The 15,914-nt window shown below is 72.3% G+C and carries 13 protein-coding genes and 1 pseudogene; 6 read left to right on the plus strand and 8 right to left on the minus strand.

Annotated features, from left to right (window positions below; all coding sequences use genetic code 11):
- Window positions 1–4: 4 nt before the first annotated feature.
- Entirely contained in the window at window positions 5–3,181 is a 3,177-nt protein-coding gene (locus OHT51_RS04305; protein ID WP_328877524.1) for a bifunctional cytochrome P450/NADPH--P450 reductase, read from the minus strand.
- 189 nt (window positions 3,182–3,370) lie between these two features.
- On the opposite strand from OHT51_RS04305, the gene OHT51_RS04310 reads away from it, so the two are divergent.
- Window positions 3,371–3,967, plus strand: coding sequence for a PAS domain S-box protein (locus OHT51_RS04310; RefSeq protein WP_328884240.1), 597 nt, complete (start codon window positions 3,371–3,373; stop codon window positions 3,965–3,967).
- A gap of 215 nt (window positions 3,968–4,182) precedes the next feature.
- Here the strand turns inward: OHT51_RS04310 and OHT51_RS04315 are convergent.
- Window positions 4,183–4,299 (minus strand): annotated as a pseudogene (locus tag OHT51_RS04315) (DUF3626 domain-containing protein); the annotation flags it as partial.
- 125 nt (window positions 4,300–4,424) lie between these two features.
- Between OHT51_RS04315 and OHT51_RS04320 the strand changes: the two are divergent.
- Window positions 4,425–4,919: an FBP domain-containing protein gene (locus OHT51_RS04320; protein ID WP_328877525.1), complete on the plus strand. Its 495-nt coding sequence runs from the start codon at window positions 4,425–4,427 to the stop codon at window positions 4,917–4,919.
- Window positions 4,920–4,926: 7 nt separating this feature from the next.
- Here the strand turns inward: OHT51_RS04320 and OHT51_RS04325 are convergent, their stop codons facing one another.
- A complete protein-coding gene (locus tag OHT51_RS04325; protein ID WP_328877526.1) occupies window positions 4,927–6,339 on the minus strand; it encodes an erythromycin esterase family protein in 1,413 nt (470 codons plus the stop codon).
- 259 nt (window positions 6,340–6,598) lie between these two features.
- Between OHT51_RS04325 and OHT51_RS04330 the strand changes: the two genes are divergently transcribed.
- The 3 genes from OHT51_RS04330 to OHT51_RS04340 all read left to right on the plus strand — a co-directional run bounded on the left by OHT51_RS04330 (window position 6,599) and on the right by OHT51_RS04340 (window position 10,321).
- Complete coding sequence (locus OHT51_RS04330; protein WP_328877527.1) at window positions 6,599–7,852, plus strand: FUSC family protein; 1,254 nt, start codon at window positions 6,599–6,601, stop codon at window positions 7,850–7,852.
- Between the two features lie 51 nt (window positions 7,853–7,903).
- The gene (locus OHT51_RS04335; protein WP_328877528.1) at window positions 7,904–8,944 is read left to right on the plus strand and encodes a hypothetical protein; all 1,041 of its coding nucleotides are present in this window, start codon (window positions 7,904–7,906) and stop codon (window positions 8,942–8,944) included.
- A 156-nt stretch (window positions 8,945–9,100) separates the two neighbouring features.
- Complete coding sequence (locus OHT51_RS04340; RefSeq protein ID WP_328877529.1) at window positions 9,101–10,321, plus strand: lactonase family protein; 1,221 nt, start codon at window positions 9,101–9,103, stop codon at window positions 10,319–10,321.
- Here the strand turns inward: OHT51_RS04340 and OHT51_RS04345 are convergent.
- Together OHT51_RS04345 and OHT51_RS04350 are read right to left on the minus strand one after the other, a co-directional pair.
- Window positions 10,289–11,014 (minus strand): DUF2470 domain-containing protein, encoded by a 726-nt coding sequence (locus tag OHT51_RS04345; protein ID WP_328877530.1) that lies wholly within the window; start codon window positions 11,012–11,014, stop codon window positions 10,289–10,291. The genes OHT51_RS04340 and OHT51_RS04345 overlap by 33 nt on opposite strands.
- Window positions 11,015–11,118: 104 nt before the next feature.
- Window positions 11,119–11,727, minus strand: coding sequence for a TetR/AcrR family transcriptional regulator (locus OHT51_RS04350; protein ID WP_328877531.1), 609 nt, complete (start codon window positions 11,725–11,727; stop codon window positions 11,119–11,121).
- Window positions 11,728–11,845: 118 nt separating this feature from the next.
- Here OHT51_RS04350 and OHT51_RS04355 point away from each other — a divergent pair, with 118 nt between their 5' ends.
- Window positions 11,846–13,369 (plus strand): cytochrome P450, encoded by a 1,524-nt coding sequence (locus OHT51_RS04355; RefSeq protein WP_328877532.1) that lies wholly within the window; start codon window positions 11,846–11,848, stop codon window positions 13,367–13,369.
- Here OHT51_RS04355 and OHT51_RS04360 read toward each other — a convergent pair.
- The 3 genes from OHT51_RS04360 to OHT51_RS04370 are packed head-to-tail and all read right to left on the minus strand — an operon-like array spanning window position 13,331 to window position 15,892.
- Entirely contained in the window at window positions 13,331–14,164 is an 834-nt protein-coding gene (locus tag OHT51_RS04360) for a pentapeptide repeat-containing protein (RefSeq protein ID WP_328877533.1), read from the minus strand. The two genes, OHT51_RS04355 and OHT51_RS04360, sit on opposite strands and share 39 nt — an antisense overlap.
- 54 nt (window positions 14,165–14,218) lie before the next feature.
- Entirely contained in the window at window positions 14,219–15,112 is an 894-nt protein-coding gene (gene sigJ / locus OHT51_RS04365) for an RNA polymerase sigma factor SigJ (RefSeq protein WP_328877534.1), read from the minus strand.
- Window positions 15,113–15,148: 36 nt separating this feature from the next.
- Entirely contained in the window at window positions 15,149–15,892 is a 744-nt protein-coding gene (locus OHT51_RS04370; protein WP_328877535.1) for a PIG-L deacetylase family protein, read from the minus strand.
- Window positions 15,893–15,914 lie beyond the last annotated feature (22 nt).

A 15,914-nucleotide genomic window follows, 5' to 3' on the forward strand; every position in this document is an offset into this window, starting at 1 on the left:
TCGGTCAGCCGGCCGCGTAGACGTCCTCCACGTAACGGCCGTCGGCGACCAGTCCGTCGAGCCACTGCCCGGCCGCCGCGTCGTCGGCGCCCGGCGTGCGCTCCCGGTACAGCGTACGGAACGCCTCCCGCACGCCCGGCGCCATCCGCGACCCGTCACCGCAGACGTACACCCGGGCACCCGCACCGAGCAGCTCCCAGACCTCGCCGGCCTCGGCGGCGATCCGGTGCTGCACGAAGGCCACACCGCCTTGCGGGGCGGCGCTGAAGGCCGGGCGGAGCGAGACGGCTCCGGCGGCCTCCGCGGCGCGCAGTTCGCTGGCGTGCAGGTAGTCGGCGTCGGGCGCGTCGCAGCCGAAGTAGCACAGCGCCGGGGCGAGTTCGGCGCCTAGTGCGAGGGCCGCCGTACGGTCGGCGATCGCGCCGCGGAACGGGGCGAGGCCGGTGCCCGCGGCGACCATGACGACGGGGGTGTCGCCGTCGATCCGGAAGGCCTCCCGGCAGGGCTGGACGCGGGCGTACACCGTGTCGCCGGGCCGGACGGTGGTGAGGTGTCCGGATCCGGTGCCGCGGTAGGTGCCCTTGCCGGAGCGCGCCGGGGCCTGGAGCAGGGAGATCATCAGGTCCGCGTGGCCGGGGTCGACGGCGGGCGAGGACGAGACGGAGTAGTGGCGCGGGCGCAGCGGGGTCAGGATCTCCAGGAGCTGCGGCCAGTCGAGGGCGCCGCGCAGGGCGGGAAAGTCCTCGATCAGCTCGATCAGGGTGCGCGGATCGTCGGTGAGGTTCGCCAGGGCCGTGCGCTCCGGCGGACACGGGTTGGCGGCGGCTAGGACCGAGAGCCGGTGGGCACTCGGGCGCTCCTGCAACTCGACGTGGTGAGTGAGGAGTTGACGTACCGTCAAAGGCCGGTCCACCGCGAGGCCGTCACGGCGCGGGCGGGCCGGCCGGATGTCCAGCACGGAGTCGAGGTCCACGCCGAGTGCGGCGGCGGCGCGGTCGACGAGGGCCGGGGCGTTGGCGGGCAGGACGGTGAGGTGGTCGGCGGTGCGGTAGGTGACGCCGTCCGGCAGGGCGACGCGGACGAGGCGCTTGCGGCGCGGGTGGCCGGGGGCGGTGAGGTCGTACGCCTCGGTGACGGTCATGGGGACGAGGCCGTGCCGTTCGGCGAGGGCGTCCAGGGGGCCGCCGGTCAGGGTGCGGACCTCGTACGCGCTCGTCGGCTCGTCGTCGGCGGGGACGGTGGCGTCCGGGTCGCCGTACTGCTCCAGCAGCGCGGTGCGGAGCCTGACGGTGAAGTCGCGTACTGCACCGGTCAGATCGCCGGAGGCGTCGGCGGCGGCGCGGTCGACGAGACGGGTGGCGCCGAGTTCGGCGAGGCGGCCGTCGATGCGGGTCGGGACGTGCTGGTAGGTGGCGGCCCAGTTGCGGTCGCCGACGCCGAGGACGGCGTAGGTGACGTCCGTGGCGTCCGTCGCCTCCGCCAGCCAGGCGGCGAAGACGGTGGCGTCGTCGGTGGGGCGGCCGTTGTAGGAGGCGGCGGTGATCACGACGGGGCGGTCGATGGGCAGACCGCCCGCGTACTCGTCCAGCGCCGCGACCTGTGTCTCGCAGCCGACGGCGGCGGCCTCGTCGGCGAGCTGGGCGGCGAAGTCGCGGCAGGTGCCGTAGTTGCTGCCGTGCAGGAACAGGGCGCTGGTGCCGGGGCGGACACGGGCGGGAAGGGCGGTCGTGTCGGACGCGGCCTCCGTGACCGCGGGGGCGGCGCCGGGCAGCGGGGTGTGCACGCGGTCGGCGGGGGTGCGCGGGGTCAGGGTCAGGGTGAAGCCGTCGGGCTTGAGGGTGAGGGTCTCCTTGACCGTGAGGCGGTAGTCGGCGTGGTCGTGCAGCCGGTAGCGGTGGACCAGCATCGCCAGCAGCATCGTCGCCTCGTGCAGGGCGAACTGCCGCCCGATGCAGGCCCGTTCACCGGTGCCGAACGGCTTGAAGGCGTGCACCGAGCGGGCCGCCTCCGCCTCCGGCGTGAAACGGGAGGGGTCGAACAGCTCGGGGTTGTCGCCCCAGACCGGCTGCCGGTGCAGCATCGGCGCAAGCACGGTGACGGGCTGCCCGGCACGCAGCGGGATGCGCCCGCCGAGCAGGGTGTCTTCGAGGGCGTGACGGCTGAAGGCGGCGGCGGTGGGCCAGAGCCTGAGCGCCTCGTTGAGGACCTGGCGGGTGTACGTCAGCTTGCCGATCTCGTCGTACGTCGGCTCGGGGTCGGCCCGGTCGCCCCACAGCTCGTCGACCTCGCGCTGCACGAGCCGGAGCGCGGTCGGGTGCTTGGCGAGGCAGTACAGCGCGAAGGACATCGCGCCGGAGGTCGTCTCGTGGCCGGCGATCAGGAAGGTGATGACCTGGTTGCGGATGTTGGCCGCGTCGAGGGTGCTGCCGTCCTTCGGGTGCTCGGCGGTGAGCATCAGCCCGAGGAGGTCCTCGGCGTCGCGCTGGTCGGAGCCGGCGCGGGAGGCGATGACGTCGTCGACGACCTGCGCGAGATAGTCGGCGTCGTCCCGGAAGGCCGCGTCGGCGGCGGAGTGGTCCCGGCCCGGGATGCGGGCGAGCCGGTTCATGCTCCACTCCAGGCAGCGGACCATCGACTCGACGAAGGGGTGCGGCTCGGCCCGCTCGAACGACCCGAAGTCGTACCCGAAACCGGCGAGCCCGATGGTGTCGAGGGTCATGCGGGTCATGTCGTCGGGGACGTCGACCGGCCGGCCGTCACGGGAGTGACGATCCCAGGACGCCAGCACCCGCTGGGCGACCTTCAGCATCACCGGGTGGTAGGTGCGCATCGAACCGAGCGCGAACGCGGGCATCAGGATGTCGTGCGCCCTGGCCCAGTTCGGTTCGTCGTTGTACGCCGTGAACAGCCCGTCGGCGGCGAACTCCCGCACGTTCTCCAGGGCGGGCCCGACATGCTTGGCGAACCGCTTCTCGTCCGCGAGGTCGGCCACCAGATCCAGGTCGGCGGTGAACAGTGCGTCCCGCCCGTGCAGCCGCCGCACGAGCACCGGCCCGTGCTCCCGCATCAGCTCCATGACCTGCTGGATCGGGGTACGGCCGGGGCCTACGGCGGTGATGTCGACGACGGGGACGCCGGGGAGGGCGTCGAGGGGCTGGGGGTGCAACGCGGTGGGGGGCATGGCGCGACAAGTGCCTTTCGCGGTACGGGAGTACTGCGCTCCAGCGTGGGCGACGGGTCCCGGCCCGCTGCACCCGCGCACTACATGATTGTGTAGTGCGGATACGGGCGCGACCCTTGCGCCCGGTGACAGGAGGTGCCAGTGGACTGGACCCACCCCGCGGCCGTGGTGTGGCGCAATCGTGCCCTGATGGTCTTCGACCGCGTCTCGGTGCCGGTCGCGGTGTGCGATGTGTACGGCGCGGTCCAGGTGGCCAATCCCGCGATGGCGGCCGAGTGCGGGACGACGCCGGGGCGGCTGCGGGGCCGGGACGTACTGGAGCTGTTCCGGCCGCAGGAGGCGACGCAGGTGGAGCGGATCGCCGAGGCGCTGCGGCTGCGGCACCGGTCGCGGTATCAGGTGTCGGTGCGCTGGCAGGCGCCCGACGGTGCGCAGCGGTACGGGGAGCTCACGGCCGACCCGGTGAGCGACACCGTGGAGGACACGCCGGCACTGCTGGTGATGCTCCGCGTCCTCGCCGAACGCGAGGCACACGAACAGCGCCCCCCACAGGTCGCACCGATCGAGGCCCGCATCCTGGCCCTCCTCGCCTCAGGCACCACCACCGCCCAGGCCGCCCGCGAGACCGACCTCACGGTGGACGGCGTGAACTACCACCTACGCCGCCTCTCGTCCCGCTGGAACGCGGCCAACCGCACGGAGCTGGTCGCCCGCGCCTACACACTGGGCGTCCTCGCCCCGGGGGTATGGCCCCCGACACCGGCCTCGTGGGAGGGGTCGGAGTAGGCGGTGCCGGTACCGGCGGGGGCGCGCGCCGAAGCGACCAACGGCACCTCCGCACGTCGCGGGTGCTGGTATTCGGTTCGGCAGCGCCCCAAGGGGCGCGGGGCACTGCGCGACCAGCCACGACGGCGCGGCAGCCGAACGACAACACAGTGCGGCGCTTCCAACCGAGCGCTCAACCGGCGTCCAGGATGACGCCTCTACACCGCTGGCGGGGCCGCGGCCACCCCGAAATCGGCCGGCTCCGCCGCGCTGTCCGGGTAGCCGGGGGTCGCCAGGGCGAGTGCCCTGCCGGCCAGGCGGAAGTGCGAGGAGCCGAACCTTGGGGCGGCGCCTCGCCTTCGCCCTCACCCTCGCCGAAATTCACTGGCTCCCCCTCCTTCACCCTGCCTAACCTAGCCATGAACCTAGTACCTCTAGGTTTGACCTAGGTGTGACGCTTGAGCCTCAGGAGGCCCCCATGAAGCCGCTCGCCGAGCAGGACATCCGCAACTCTTTCATCAACTGCTCGAAAGGGGAGGCGAAGCGCGTCTCCCTCCCCCGTGATCTCGGTGAACGCCCTTGGGACGACCTCGACTTCCTGGGCTGGCGGGATCCGGGGGCGCCCGATCGCAGCTATCTGGTGGTCGAACGGGAGGGACGGTCGGTGGGTGTCACCTTCCGGTTCCCGACCTCGCGGCGCGGATTCCTGCACCGCAGCATGTGCTCGCTCTGTCTGACCACCCACCCGGGCGGCGGCGTCTCGCTGATGACGGCGCGCAAAGCGGGCCCCGCCGGACGCGAGGGCAACTCCCTCGGCGTGTACATGTGCACCGACCTCGCCTGCTCCCTCTACGTCCGGGGCAAGAAGGTCCCGGACTCCGGGGCCCGCTTCGAGGAGAGCCTGACGGTGGAGGAACAGATCGCCCGGACCACGGGCAATCTGGCCGCCTTCATCGACAAGCTGTACGTCTGACAGGCAGCTACCGGTCCCGCAGCCGCGCCGCCTCCACCTCGCGCAGATGGATCAGGACGTCGTAGCTGCGGGCGAGCGCGATGTCGTGCGGGCCGTCCGGATAGGCGGTGCCGATGCTGCGCGTCGGCCGGGCCCGGCGCAGCCAGTCGTCGGCCGGTGATCCGACGGACCGCAGGTCCAGTACGTGGTCGCCGCCGTGCCGCACCCGGTCCAGGGTCCGCTCGTTGCTGCCCGGGTCCGCCGGGCCGAGCGTCCAGCGGCGGATGGTGTCGTCGTCCCGGCCGGTGGCGTTGAACGAGCCGCGGCCGAAGGTCAGGCCCACGCTCACATAGCCCGCGCCGAGGCGGGCACGCAGGAAGGCACCCTGGACCTTGGGGTTCTCGGCAGGCACTTCCGGGACATGGCCGACGTGGTTGTTGTGGGCCGACAGCAGCACCTTGGCGCCGGTGTGCTCCTGCCACCACACCACGTTGGCGGCCATCACCCCGTCGCGATACCGCATGGCCTCGGCGATCTGGGCAGGGTCCTCGACGTCGAAGTCGTACTGCCGGGCGGTCTGGTCGATCACCGTCGCCTGCTGGACGGCCCAGTCGTACGCCTCCGTGTCGGCGGCGGTGCCGGCCCCGTCCGCGGACTGCTGCCGCAGCAGCGCGAGCGCCTCGCCCGTGCGCTCCGCCCGCTCCTTGCGTTCGGCGTACGGCAGGCGCAGGTACTGCTCGATGTACGCGCCGGTCGGCACAGTGGGCCGCAGCCCGCGGTAGAGCTCGGCGAGGCGGGCGCTCAGCTCGGGCCGGGCATCGGCCGCGTAGTCCTCGACGGCGTCGTACGACTCGGGTCCGGTCCAGGCGATGTCGTCGCCCATAAAACTGACGGGGTCGCCGGGGTGCCGGACGTTGTATCCGCGCATCCACTCGACGAGTCGCAGGTAGTCGGTGTTGTTCCACCACAGGTAGTCACGCTGGAACTCCGCGCGCATGATGTGCCGGGGATCGCCCTTGCCGTGGAGCACATAGTCGTTGAGACGCAGCCCGGTGCTCCAGGGGGCCTCCAGGGCGAAGGTGCGGAACCCCTTCTCCTCGACGAGATGCCGGAAGACGCGGGCCTTGAGGGCGAAGAAGTCGTGCGAGCTGTGGGTGGCCTCCCCCAGGCCGACGACCCGCGCGTCGCCGATCATCCGGTCCAGGGGGCGCAGATCGCGGGTGTCGCCGCCCGGTTCCACGGTCCGCAGCGGGTGGGCGGCACGGTTGAGCGCCTCGACGACGGTGGTGGAGGTGAGGGAGGTGGAGGTGGCGGGTGCCGCCGTGGCCGGGATGCCGGTCGTCAGGGCGGCGAGGATGATGAACAGGGTCAGCGTTAATCCGGTCCGATGCCGATGCCATTGCCATTGCCATTGCCATTGCCATTGCCATTGCCATTGCATGATCCAAGGCTTGCGTTCCGGGCGGGCGGGGACCATCCGACGGCCCTCCGTCCCGGGGTGCGGACAACCATGCGGTGACAGCGGGGGTTTTCCCCAGTCCCGGACCCGGTCGGCGGCCCGGCCGCGCGCGGGTGTCGACGATCACCGGCCCGGCCCCTTGCCGTACGGCGGCCGCTGCGATCAATCTGGGGTCCCTGCGGACCGTTACGTTCCGCAAGCAGGGTGTGGGAAGCATCTGTGGAAAGGGAACAGCCCAAGGATGCGAGAGGTACGTGAGGGGCCGGCGCTCCGGGAACGGCTCGGGAAACTGCGCCGGGACCCCGTGGTGGTCCAGACGCTGCGATCCGCGGCCGCGGCGACGATCGCCTACGTCATCGCACTGCGCCTGAGTCCCGAGGCCGCCCCGCTGACCGCGCCCCTGACCGCGCTGCTGGTCGTCCAGGTGACCTTCTACGCCACGCTCACCAACGGCATCCGCCGGGTGAACGCGGTGGTGGCAGGCGTTCTGGTGGCCATCGCCTTCAGCCTCCTGGTCGGCCTGACCTGGTGGAGCCTCGCTCTGCTGATCGTTGCCTCCCTCGGGGTCGGGCACCTTGTGCGGGTCAACGAGTACGTGCCCGAAGTGGCGATCAGCGCGATGCTGGTCCTCGGGGTCACGACCGTCGGGGACACGGCATGGGCGCGGGTCCTGGAGACACTGATCGGCGCGGTGGTCGGGCTGGGCTTCAATCTGCTCCTCGCGCCGCCGGTGTGGGTGGACGAGGCCGGTGAGTCGATGGGGGGACTGGCCCGCCGGCTGCGGCAGTTGATGCTGCGCATCGGCGAGGAGGCGGCCGGCCGCCCCGCGTTCGAGGAGGCCGCGGCACGGCTGCACGAGGCACGCCGGCTCGACCACGACATCATCGAGGTGGACGCGGCCCTGCGGCAGGCCGAGGACAGCCTGCGGCTCAATCCGCGCGTGCGCGACAGCGTGCTGCACCGCGTGGTGCTGCGCACCGGGCTGGACACGCTGGAGATCTGCACGGTCGTGCTGCGGGTGCTGGCCCGCTCACTCACGGACCTCGCGAAGGATCGCGAGCCCGAGCCGCTGTTCGCGGAGGAGACGGGCGCCGTCCTGGAGCAGTTGCTGTCCGAGATCGCCGACGCGGTGGTCAGCTTCTCGGTGCTGGTCACCACGCATGTCAGCAGCAACGCCGACGCGGCGGAGTCCCGGCTGGCCGCCGAGTTGCGCACGGCGGCGGGCACCCGCGACAAGCTCGCCCTGCTGCTGCGCGAGGAGGCCGAGCGCGAGACAAAGTACTGGCAGCTGCACGGCGCCGTCCTGACCGAGGTCAACCGCATCCTCGACGAGCTCGACACCGAGCACCGCTCGCGCCGGCTGCTGGAGGAACTGGACCGTGTGTCGCAGGAGTCCCGCGTCCGGATGCCGCGCCTGACCCGGCTGCGCGAGCGGCTGGGCGTTCAGGAGCAGCTGTGGCGGAACCGGACGGGGTTCTTCGAACGTTCTCGGTAGGGAGCGCGGGGACGGACGGGGCCGGCGCCGGACGCGAGGGAGCGGGGGCCGATGGCCGACACGACCGTACGGATCGACGGGAACACTCTGCGGCTGCCGGGCGGGGTTGCGGTGCGCTTCATCCGTACGCTGCGGCTGCCCGAGTCGGGCACGCATGCCCTGCCGCCGGGGCTCGGGGAGTTCCCGGTCCGGCGGGTCGCGGATTACGCGGACACCGTTCCGCAGGCGTGGCTGGCGCGCGGCGGTGTGATGCTCCCGGTGTATCTGCGCGAGGCGATGTGGCTGAGCTTCGGGGGCACCGCCGAGCCGGCCGCCCTCCAGGTCGGCGTGGGCAAGGTGTGTGCGGTCTCGGGGAAGCCGTGGAGCGACCGGCTGCGCCGCAAGCCGCAGAACTACGTCGTGCTGCCCCGCCAGCGCTGGCTGGACGGCATCAACTCCGGGAAGGGCACGGTCCGCCAGTTCGTGGCGGTGCCGCTCGGGCTGGGCGCGACCGTCGAGGGCCAGGTGACGGGCGAGGAGGTCTGGGGTGGCGTACAGCTGCAGTCGTTCCCGCTGAAGGAGCCGCAGCTGGCGCGGTGGCGTCGGGAGGAGATGCTGCGGGCGGAGCGGGCACGGTCGTTCATGCCGTCCGGAGGCTATGGCGCCGCCATGCCGATGGCGGCGGCCCCCGCCCAGGGTGCGGCCCCGGCGGGCGGGCCGCGCAGGGCTGCCGCGGCGATGGGCCTGGGCGTCGGCGGTTCGATGCGCCAGGAGGTCTACGAGGACGACCGTCCGCTCTCGGACTGGGCCGAGACGCCCGCCGGCCGGGTCTTCGTCCATCTGGTCACGCCCCCGGAGTGGCACCGCATCACCGGCGAGGCTCCCCCGCCGTCACCGGTGGACCGGGCGGCGTACACGCGCGCGGGGCTGCCCTGGTTCGACTACTACGACCAGGACGCGGAGGATCTCGCCCCCACGGACACGCTGGGCACCGTGAAGCCGGTCGGCGACTGGCTCGGCGACGACCACGAGCCCTGGCAGGCCCCCTCGCCCGGCCAGGTGAAACCGCTCAAGGACGCGCCGGGGAAGCCGGTGCAGGACGGTGCCTGGTAGCCGGGGCACGGCAACTCCCGGCTGACGGACGGCAAGCGGAGCCACACCTCTCTCATTGCGCCCTGCGCAACGCGCGTTGCCGTTCTTGCGCTGGGCTGCTGATCCACGCCAAGGTTGCTGTCGCGACCACGACGACCGACGACCTGAGGTGTGGACATGGGCAGTGGTGGGCTGAGCAGGCGCCGATTCGTCGGAACCCTCGCGGGATCGGCCGCCGGCGTGACACTCCCGGCGGCCACGGCGTGTGACGACACGCCCGCCCCCGCGGACACGGCCGACACGGCAGCGCCCGAAGCCACCGGCCCCGGTACGCGTCCGAGCTCCCGGACCGAGAGCCGCGAGCCGTCCGGCCCCCGCCCTCTCCACCTCGGCACCTACACCTCCGTCGACGGCGGCGGCGAGGGCATCGGCCTGGCCACGTACGACCCGGAGTCGGGCCGCATCATCGGGGCCGGCACCATCGGCGGAGTCGGCGACCCGTCGTATCTGGCGCTGCACCCGAACGGCCGGACGCTGTACGCGGTCAATGAGCGTGAGGACGGTGCCGTGACCGCCGTCCGCCTCGCCGACCGCAAGGTGCTGGGGAGCCGCAGCACCGGCGGCGCGGCGCCCTGCCATCTGTCCGTGCATCCGAGCGGGCGCTGGCTGCTGAGCGCCAACTACGGCACGGGCAGCGTGGCCGTGCACCCGATCGACGCCTCGGGCGCGCTCGGTGAGCGCACCGATCTCGTCACGCACTCCGATCCGGCGCCCGGTCCGGACCAGGACGGCCCGCATGCGCACCAGTTCGTCACCAGCCCCGACGGCGGCCATGTGCTCGCCGTCGACCTGGGCACGGACACGGTGTACTCCTACCGCCTCGACCAGAAGGCCGGCACGCTCACCGAGGTCGCGCGGGCGAAGACCGAGCCGGGTGCGGGCCCGCGGCATCTCACCTTCCACCCGGGCGGGCGGTACGCGTATCTGGCCAACGAGGTCGACAACACCGTGGCGGTCTGCGCGTACGACACCGGCACGGGCCGGCTGAGCATCGGCGCGGAGCAGTCCACGGGCACGGGTTCGGGCACCAACTATCCGGCGCAGCTCGTGGTGACGCGGAACGGCCGTTACGCCTATCTCGCCAACCGGGGCCACAACAGCCTCGCGCGCTATGCGGTGGAGGCGGACGGCGCGCGGCTACGGCTGCTCGACACGGTGCCGGTGTCCGGGGACTTCCCGCGGCAGATCGCCCTCTCGCCGGACGGCACGCTGCTGTTCACGGCGAATCAGCGGTCGAGCACCGTCAGCGTGTTCCACGTCGACGAGGACAGCGGTGAACTGAAGCTCGCGGGCGAGCCGTTCACGTCACCCGTCGCCGTCTGTGCGCTGCCGCTGTAGGGCGCGCGGGCAGGAGGCGGCGCCGGCCTGGGCGAGCAGGATGTGCATGCGTTCGGTGAGCTGCGCCACGTCGTCGGCGGGCCGGTGGAACGGCAGCCGTACGTCACCGTGCGAGCTGGCACGCTCGATGCGCAGCGTCAGTCCGTGCCGGTCGACGGCGAGCGGCTGGACGCGGACGGCGCCGTGCAGACTGTCGGACTCCACGAGGCGGGTGAGCCGCTCGACGGCGTCCGGGTGGCAGTCGGCGAGGTGGGTGAGCAGCCGGGCCTCGGCGGTGGCCAGCGGGTCGGGCGCGGCGTCGGCGAACTCGTCGAGGTCGACGACCACGGGGCCGGACGGCTGCCGCAGCACCACGCGGGTGGCTTTGAACGCGAGTTTGCCGTCCTCGGGCGTGAACCAGCCGGACATCCAGAGCCGGGTGCGGATCCGCTTGCGTACGGGCACGGGGGCGACGTCGGCGAACTCCAGGACGGCGGAGGGCTCTCCGCGGGGTGCGCAGATCGCCGCCGTGACGAGCACGCTGTCCTCCGGCACCTCCAGCAGGACGCGCCCCTCCTCGGTCACGGTGTGCGCGCCCACGAGTTCCTCGCGGCAGCTCTCCGCGGTCACCCCGCAGGACCACGCGCCGGCCAGCACCGACCGTGCTCGTTCCGCCGCGGAAGGTGCCGCCGTCCAGGCTTGGCTGTCACCCATCCCGTACCTCCTTAGGTAAGCCTCACCTAACCTATCGAAGATCGAGCCGCACGCCAACCAGCCACGGCCTTCCGGCGGTATCTCTTCGAGGTGCGCGGGGGCACTCAGCGGGCGATGACACCCAGCAGGGCGCGAGCGCACAGGTCGCGCACTTGCTCCCGCGAGAGGTCGGCACCCCGCAGCCACTCCAGACAGACGGCCGCGGTGAACGCCAGCCAGCCGCGCACCGCGAGCCGGACGTCGGGCCGCTTCTCGAAGGCCGGGCCGAACTCGGGGTCGGCCGACATCGCCGCCAGGATCTGCTTCTCCTGCGCGGCCAGGGCCTGTTGATAGACCTTGCGCACGGCCTGGTCGCCGGCCGCGTCGGCGCGATGGAAGGCGCGGTAGCCGTGCGCGTGCGCCTCGACGTACTCCAGATACGTGTCGAGGCCCTCGGCGAGCTGCTCGCGGACCGGGACTCCGGGCACGGCGGCCGTCATCCGCAGCATGCGCTCGCTCTCCCGCTCGACGACGGCCGCGAAGAAGTCACGCTTCGTCGGGAAGTAGTGGTAGAGCAGCCCGCGCGAGACGCCGGCGATCTCGGCGACCTGCTCGATCCACACCTCGTCGTACGGACTCTCCGAGAACAGCCGCGCCCCGACCGCGAGAAGCTGCTCACGGCGTTCCTCCGTGCTGAGCCGGCGGCGGGTGCGCTCGCCCTGGTTCGCGGCCATGCCCGCACTTTACTTGACGCGGGTTCAACAGCGGGATCAGACTGATTCGCGTTATTGAACCCACGTACAACGAGCTCAACGTGCCGCTGGATCAGGGGAGATCGAGGGAGATCGCGTCATGGCGGAGACAACGACCGGGTCCGGGCTTTCGAGGGGATTCCGCAGCGCCGAGCAGGGCTGGCCGGAGCTGTCCCGCATCCCGCATCCCCCGCGCCGGCTGCCGCTGCTCGGTGATGCGCTCGGCGCCAGTCGGCGGACGCCGCTGCAGGATTCCCTGCGGTTCGCCCGGCAGTTGGGGCCGATCTTCCGGCGCAAGGCCTTCAACAAGGAGTTCGTGTTCGTGTGGGGCGCCGGCCTCGCGGCCGACATGGCGGACGAGTCGCGGTTCGCCAAGCATGTGGGGCTCGGCATAGCCAACCTGCGGCCGGTCGTCGGGGACGGCCTGTTCACGGCGTACAACCACGAGCCGAACTGGCAGCTGGCGCACGACGTTCTGGCGCCGGGGTTCAGCCGGGAGGCCATGGCGGGCTACCACCCGAAGATGCTGGCCGTCGCCGACCGGCTCATGGACTCCTGGGACCGCGCCGCCGCTGCGGGCCGGGCGGTGGACGTGCCCGGGGACATGACCAAGCTGACCCTGGAGACCATCGCCCGCACCGGGTTCGGGCACGACTTCGGCTCCTTCGAACGCGCCCGTCCGCATCCCTTCGTGACGGCGATGATCGGCACGCTCAGCTACGCGCAGCGGCTGAACACCGTGCCGTCGCCGTTCCTGCTGCGGCGTGCCGCACAGCGCAACCAGGCCGACATCGGCTACCTCAACCGCACGGTCGACGACCTGGTCCGCGCCCGTACGGCGGGCGGCGGCGGGGAGGGGGATCTGCTGGACCGGATGCTGGAGACAACCCATCCGGAGACGGGCGAGCGGCTCTCCGCGCAGAACGTCCGCCGGCAGGTGATCACCTTCCTGGTGGCCGGCCACGAGACCACCTCGGGCGCCCTCTCCTTCGCCCTGCACTATCTGTCCCGGCACCCGGACGTCGCGGCTCGCGCCCGCGCCGAGGTGGACCGCGTGTGGGGCGACACGGCGGCGCCGGGCTACGACCAGGTGGCGCGGCTGCGGTATGTGCGCCGGATTCTCGACGAGTCGCTGCGGCTGTGGCCGACGGCGCCGGCCTTCGCCCGGGAGGCGCGCGAGGACACCGTGCTCGGCGGCGACCATCCGATGCGGCGGGGCGCCTGGGCACTGGTGCTGACGGCCATGCTGCACCGTGATCCGCAGGTGTGGGGCCCGGACGCCGAGCGCTTCGATCCGGAGCGCTTCGATCCACAGGCCGTACGGACGCGTGCGTCGCACACCTTCAAGCCGTTCGGTACGGGGGCGCGGGCGTGCATCGGGCGCCAGTTCGCGCTGCACGAGGCCACGCTGGTGCTGGGCCTGCTGCTGCGCCGGTACGAGCTGCCGGCCGACCCGGGATATCGGCTGCGGGTGACGGAGCGGCTGACGCTGATGCCGCAGGTGCTGCGGCTGCGCGTGCAGCGCCGGATGCCCGGCACCGCGCGCACCGAGCCCGTCCCGTCCGGGACCGTCGAGAGCGCGACGTCAGACGTCCGCTGTCCAGTGCACAGGCCGGCCGACTGACGCGGGCAGCCGTGTGCCGGCGCTGCCCCGGGCCGCGTTGAGCTGGGGCTGGGTCAGGAAGAAGGCGTCCGTCAGATCGGCGTCCGTGAGGTCGGTGTCGCGCAGGTCGGCGCCGATGAGGTCCGCGCCGCGCAGATCGGCGCCGGTCAGGTCGGCGGCGATGAGGCAGGCGCCGCGCAGGTTCGCGCCCCGCAGGTCGGCGCCCCTCAGCCGGGCGCCCATCAGGTCCGCGCCCCGGCGGTTCTTCTTGCGCCCGCCGCCGATGCCGGCCCTGGCCAGTTCGCTGGTCTTGAGCAGGAGCACGTTGACGTCCTGCCGGTGCGCGGCCACGTCCAGTGCCGCGAGGTCCTGCGGGGTCCCCCGGGTGAGTTCCTCGGTCCTCTCCAGGATGCGCCGCAGGTCGGCGTGGAGGGGGCGGGCGGCGGGCAGGGCGAGTGCCTCGGTGAGGTACCACAGCAGTTCGTGGAGCTGACGGACGACCGGGAAGACGTCGAACATCTGCCGGGCGTGCTCACGCGAGCCCGTCCGCCAGTCCTGTCCGTCGAAGGTGACCTGTGAGACCTTCTGGCCGGCGCCGAAGCAGTCGTAGACGGTGCAGCCGGTGAAACCGGTCTGCCGGAGCCGGTCGTGGATGCCGCACCGGTGGTCGTCACGGAGGTTGTGACAGGGTTTCCCGGCCGCCTTGTCGACCGCGAAGTCGGCCGACGCGGCGAAGGGCAGGGCCACACAGCACAGCCCGAAGCAGTTGGCGCAGTCACCGTGCAGGCCGGCCCGGTCGAACATCTGATCTTGCATACCGTTCAGCATACGGAACGAAGAACTCACCTTGAGTTTCCGCTCCCGAGTGACTCAGCCGTCGAGGCCCGTCAGATCGAGGCCGCCGAGCCGGTCGGGGTCCGCCAGGATGAACATGTGCGTGATGCGGCCGTCGGCGACGGTGACGCCCATGACCGACTGCGTCCGCCCCTCGGGTGCGTGGACGACCCCGATCTCCCCGTTGACCAGCACGAGCTGCGCGTACCGCGCGAACTGAGCGAACAGCAGCGCCTGTTCGGCCACCGGCTTCGCACCGCGCACCACCTTCGACGCCGCCGCACCGCGGACCAGCGGCCCGGAGTCCGCGCGCAGCACCACGTCCGGGTCGAGGACCGCGAGCAGCGCCTCGAAGTCCCCCGCGCGGGAGGCCGCCATGAAGGCGTCGAGGACCTGCCGCTGTCTGCCGAGGTCGGGCTCGGACGACGGCGTCGCGCCCCGCACCCGGCGCCGGGCGCGACTGGCCAGCTGCCGGGTGGCGGCCGAGGAGCGTTCCACGATCGGCGCGATGTCGTCGAAGGGCACCGCGAACATGTCGTGCAGCACGAACGCGATCCGCTCGGCGGGCTCCAGCGCCTCCAGCACCACCAGCAGTGCCAGGCCCACCGAGTCGGCCTGGAGAACCTCCTGCTCGGGATCGATCGTCGACAGCGGTCTGATCACGGGATCGGGGACGAAGGTGTCGTCCAGGGGCTCCTCGTGGCGCCGGGTGCGCGAGCGCAGCATGTCCAGGCAGACCCGGCCGACGACCGTGGTCAGCCAGGCGCCGAGGTTCTCGATGGCGCCCGCGTCGCTGCGGCTCAGCTTCAGCCAGGCCTCCTGGACGGCGTCCTCCGCCTCGGCGAGTGAGCCGAGCATGCGGTAGGCGACCGCCCTGAGACGGCCGCGGTGCTCCTCGAAGCTGTCCGCCAGCGCTTCCGTGTCGTTCACCGTGCTGCCCCCGTCTCCCCCGTCAATCCTTCGGAACTACCGGCCGAACAGTTCGAACGCCACCGCCGGCTTCCCGCCGAACCGCTCCCCCAGCGCCTCGGCGTTCGCGGTGAGGAAGCCGCGGGCGTACGTCTCCGGGTCCTCGCTCGTCAGCACCTCGATGTAGGTGCGGTGTTCGAGCAGCGAGCGCACCGCCCGCTCCAGGCCCGCCGTCGCGTCCACCGCGTGCGTGGGGGTGCTGGAGCCGGCGACGGCCACCCAGCGGACGCCGTTCCAGGGCTCCAGGCCCTGCTCGATGAGCTCCGGGAAGATCCAGCGGTTGCCCGCGTCGCCGGCCGCGTCCAGCGTCGCGCGGCCGACCGCCACATGGTCCGGGGTGTTCCAGGCGACGCCGCCCCAGGTGTCCCGGTGGTTGAGCGTGATCACCAGCTCGGGCCGGTGCCTGCGGATCGCGGCGGCGATGTCGCGGCGCAGGTCGATGCCGTACTCGATCACACCGTCCTTGTGGTCGAGGAACTCCACCGCCGACACGCCCACGACGGCCGCGCTGGCCTGCTGCTCGCGCTCCCGCAGCGGTGCGCACTTCGCGGGTTCCAGGGTGTCGATGCCGGCCTCGCCGCGGGTCGCGAGGACGTAGGTGACCTCGCGGCCGGCGTCGGTCCAGGCGGCGACCGCCGCCGAGCAGCCGTACTCGAGGTCGTCCGGGTGCGCGACGACGGCGAGCGCGCGCTGCCAGTCGTCCGGCATGGGCTTCAGCTGAGTGATCGTCGGCTCGGTCATGTCCGCACACTAACGCGCGACA

Source organism: Streptomyces sp. NBC_00299 (genome assembly GCF_036173045.1).
Lineage (GTDB): Bacteria > Actinomycetota > Actinomycetes > Streptomycetales > Streptomycetaceae > Streptomyces > Streptomyces machairae.

Bases quoted from the DNA above. Each gene is read 5' to 3' on its own strand.
- OHT51_RS04305 (WP_328877524.1), bottom strand. From the start codon at position 3,181: ATGCCCCCCACCGCGTTGCACCCCCAGCCCCTCGACGCCCTCCCCGGC.
- OHT51_RS04310 (WP_328884240.1), top strand. From the start codon at position 3,371: ATGGTCTTCGACCGCGTCTCGGTGCCGGTCGCGGTGTGCGATGTGTAC.
- OHT51_RS04320 (WP_328877525.1), top strand. From the start codon at position 4,425: ATGAAGCCGCTCGCCGAGCAGGACATCCGCAACTCTTTCATCAACTGC.
- OHT51_RS04325 (WP_328877526.1), bottom strand. From the start codon at position 6,339: ATGCAATGGCAATGGCAATGGCAATGGCAATGGCAATGGCAATGGCAT.
- OHT51_RS04330 (WP_328877527.1), top strand. From the start codon at position 6,599: ATGCGAGAGGTACGTGAGGGGCCGGCGCTCCGGGAACGGCTCGGGAAA.
- OHT51_RS04335 (WP_328877528.1), top strand. From the start codon at position 7,904: ATGGCCGACACGACCGTACGGATCGACGGGAACACTCTGCGGCTGCCG.
- OHT51_RS04340 (WP_328877529.1), top strand. From the start codon at position 9,101: ATGGGCAGTGGTGGGCTGAGCAGGCGCCGATTCGTCGGAACCCTCGCG.
- OHT51_RS04345 (WP_328877530.1), bottom strand. From the start codon at position 11,014: ATGGGTGACAGCCAAGCCTGGACGGCGGCACCTTCCGCGGCGGAACGA.
- OHT51_RS04350 (WP_328877531.1), bottom strand. From the start codon at position 11,727: ATGGCCGCGAACCAGGGCGAGCGCACCCGCCGCCGGCTCAGCACGGAG.
- OHT51_RS04355 (WP_328877532.1), top strand. From the start codon at position 11,846: ATGGCGGAGACAACGACCGGGTCCGGGCTTTCGAGGGGATTCCGCAGC.
- OHT51_RS04360 (WP_328877533.1), bottom strand. From the start codon at position 14,164: ATGCAAGATCAGATGTTCGACCGGGCCGGCCTGCACGGTGACTGCGCC.
- OHT51_RS04370 (WP_328877535.1), bottom strand. From the start codon at position 15,892: ATGACCGAGCCGACGATCACTCAGCTGAAGCCCATGCCGGACGACTGG.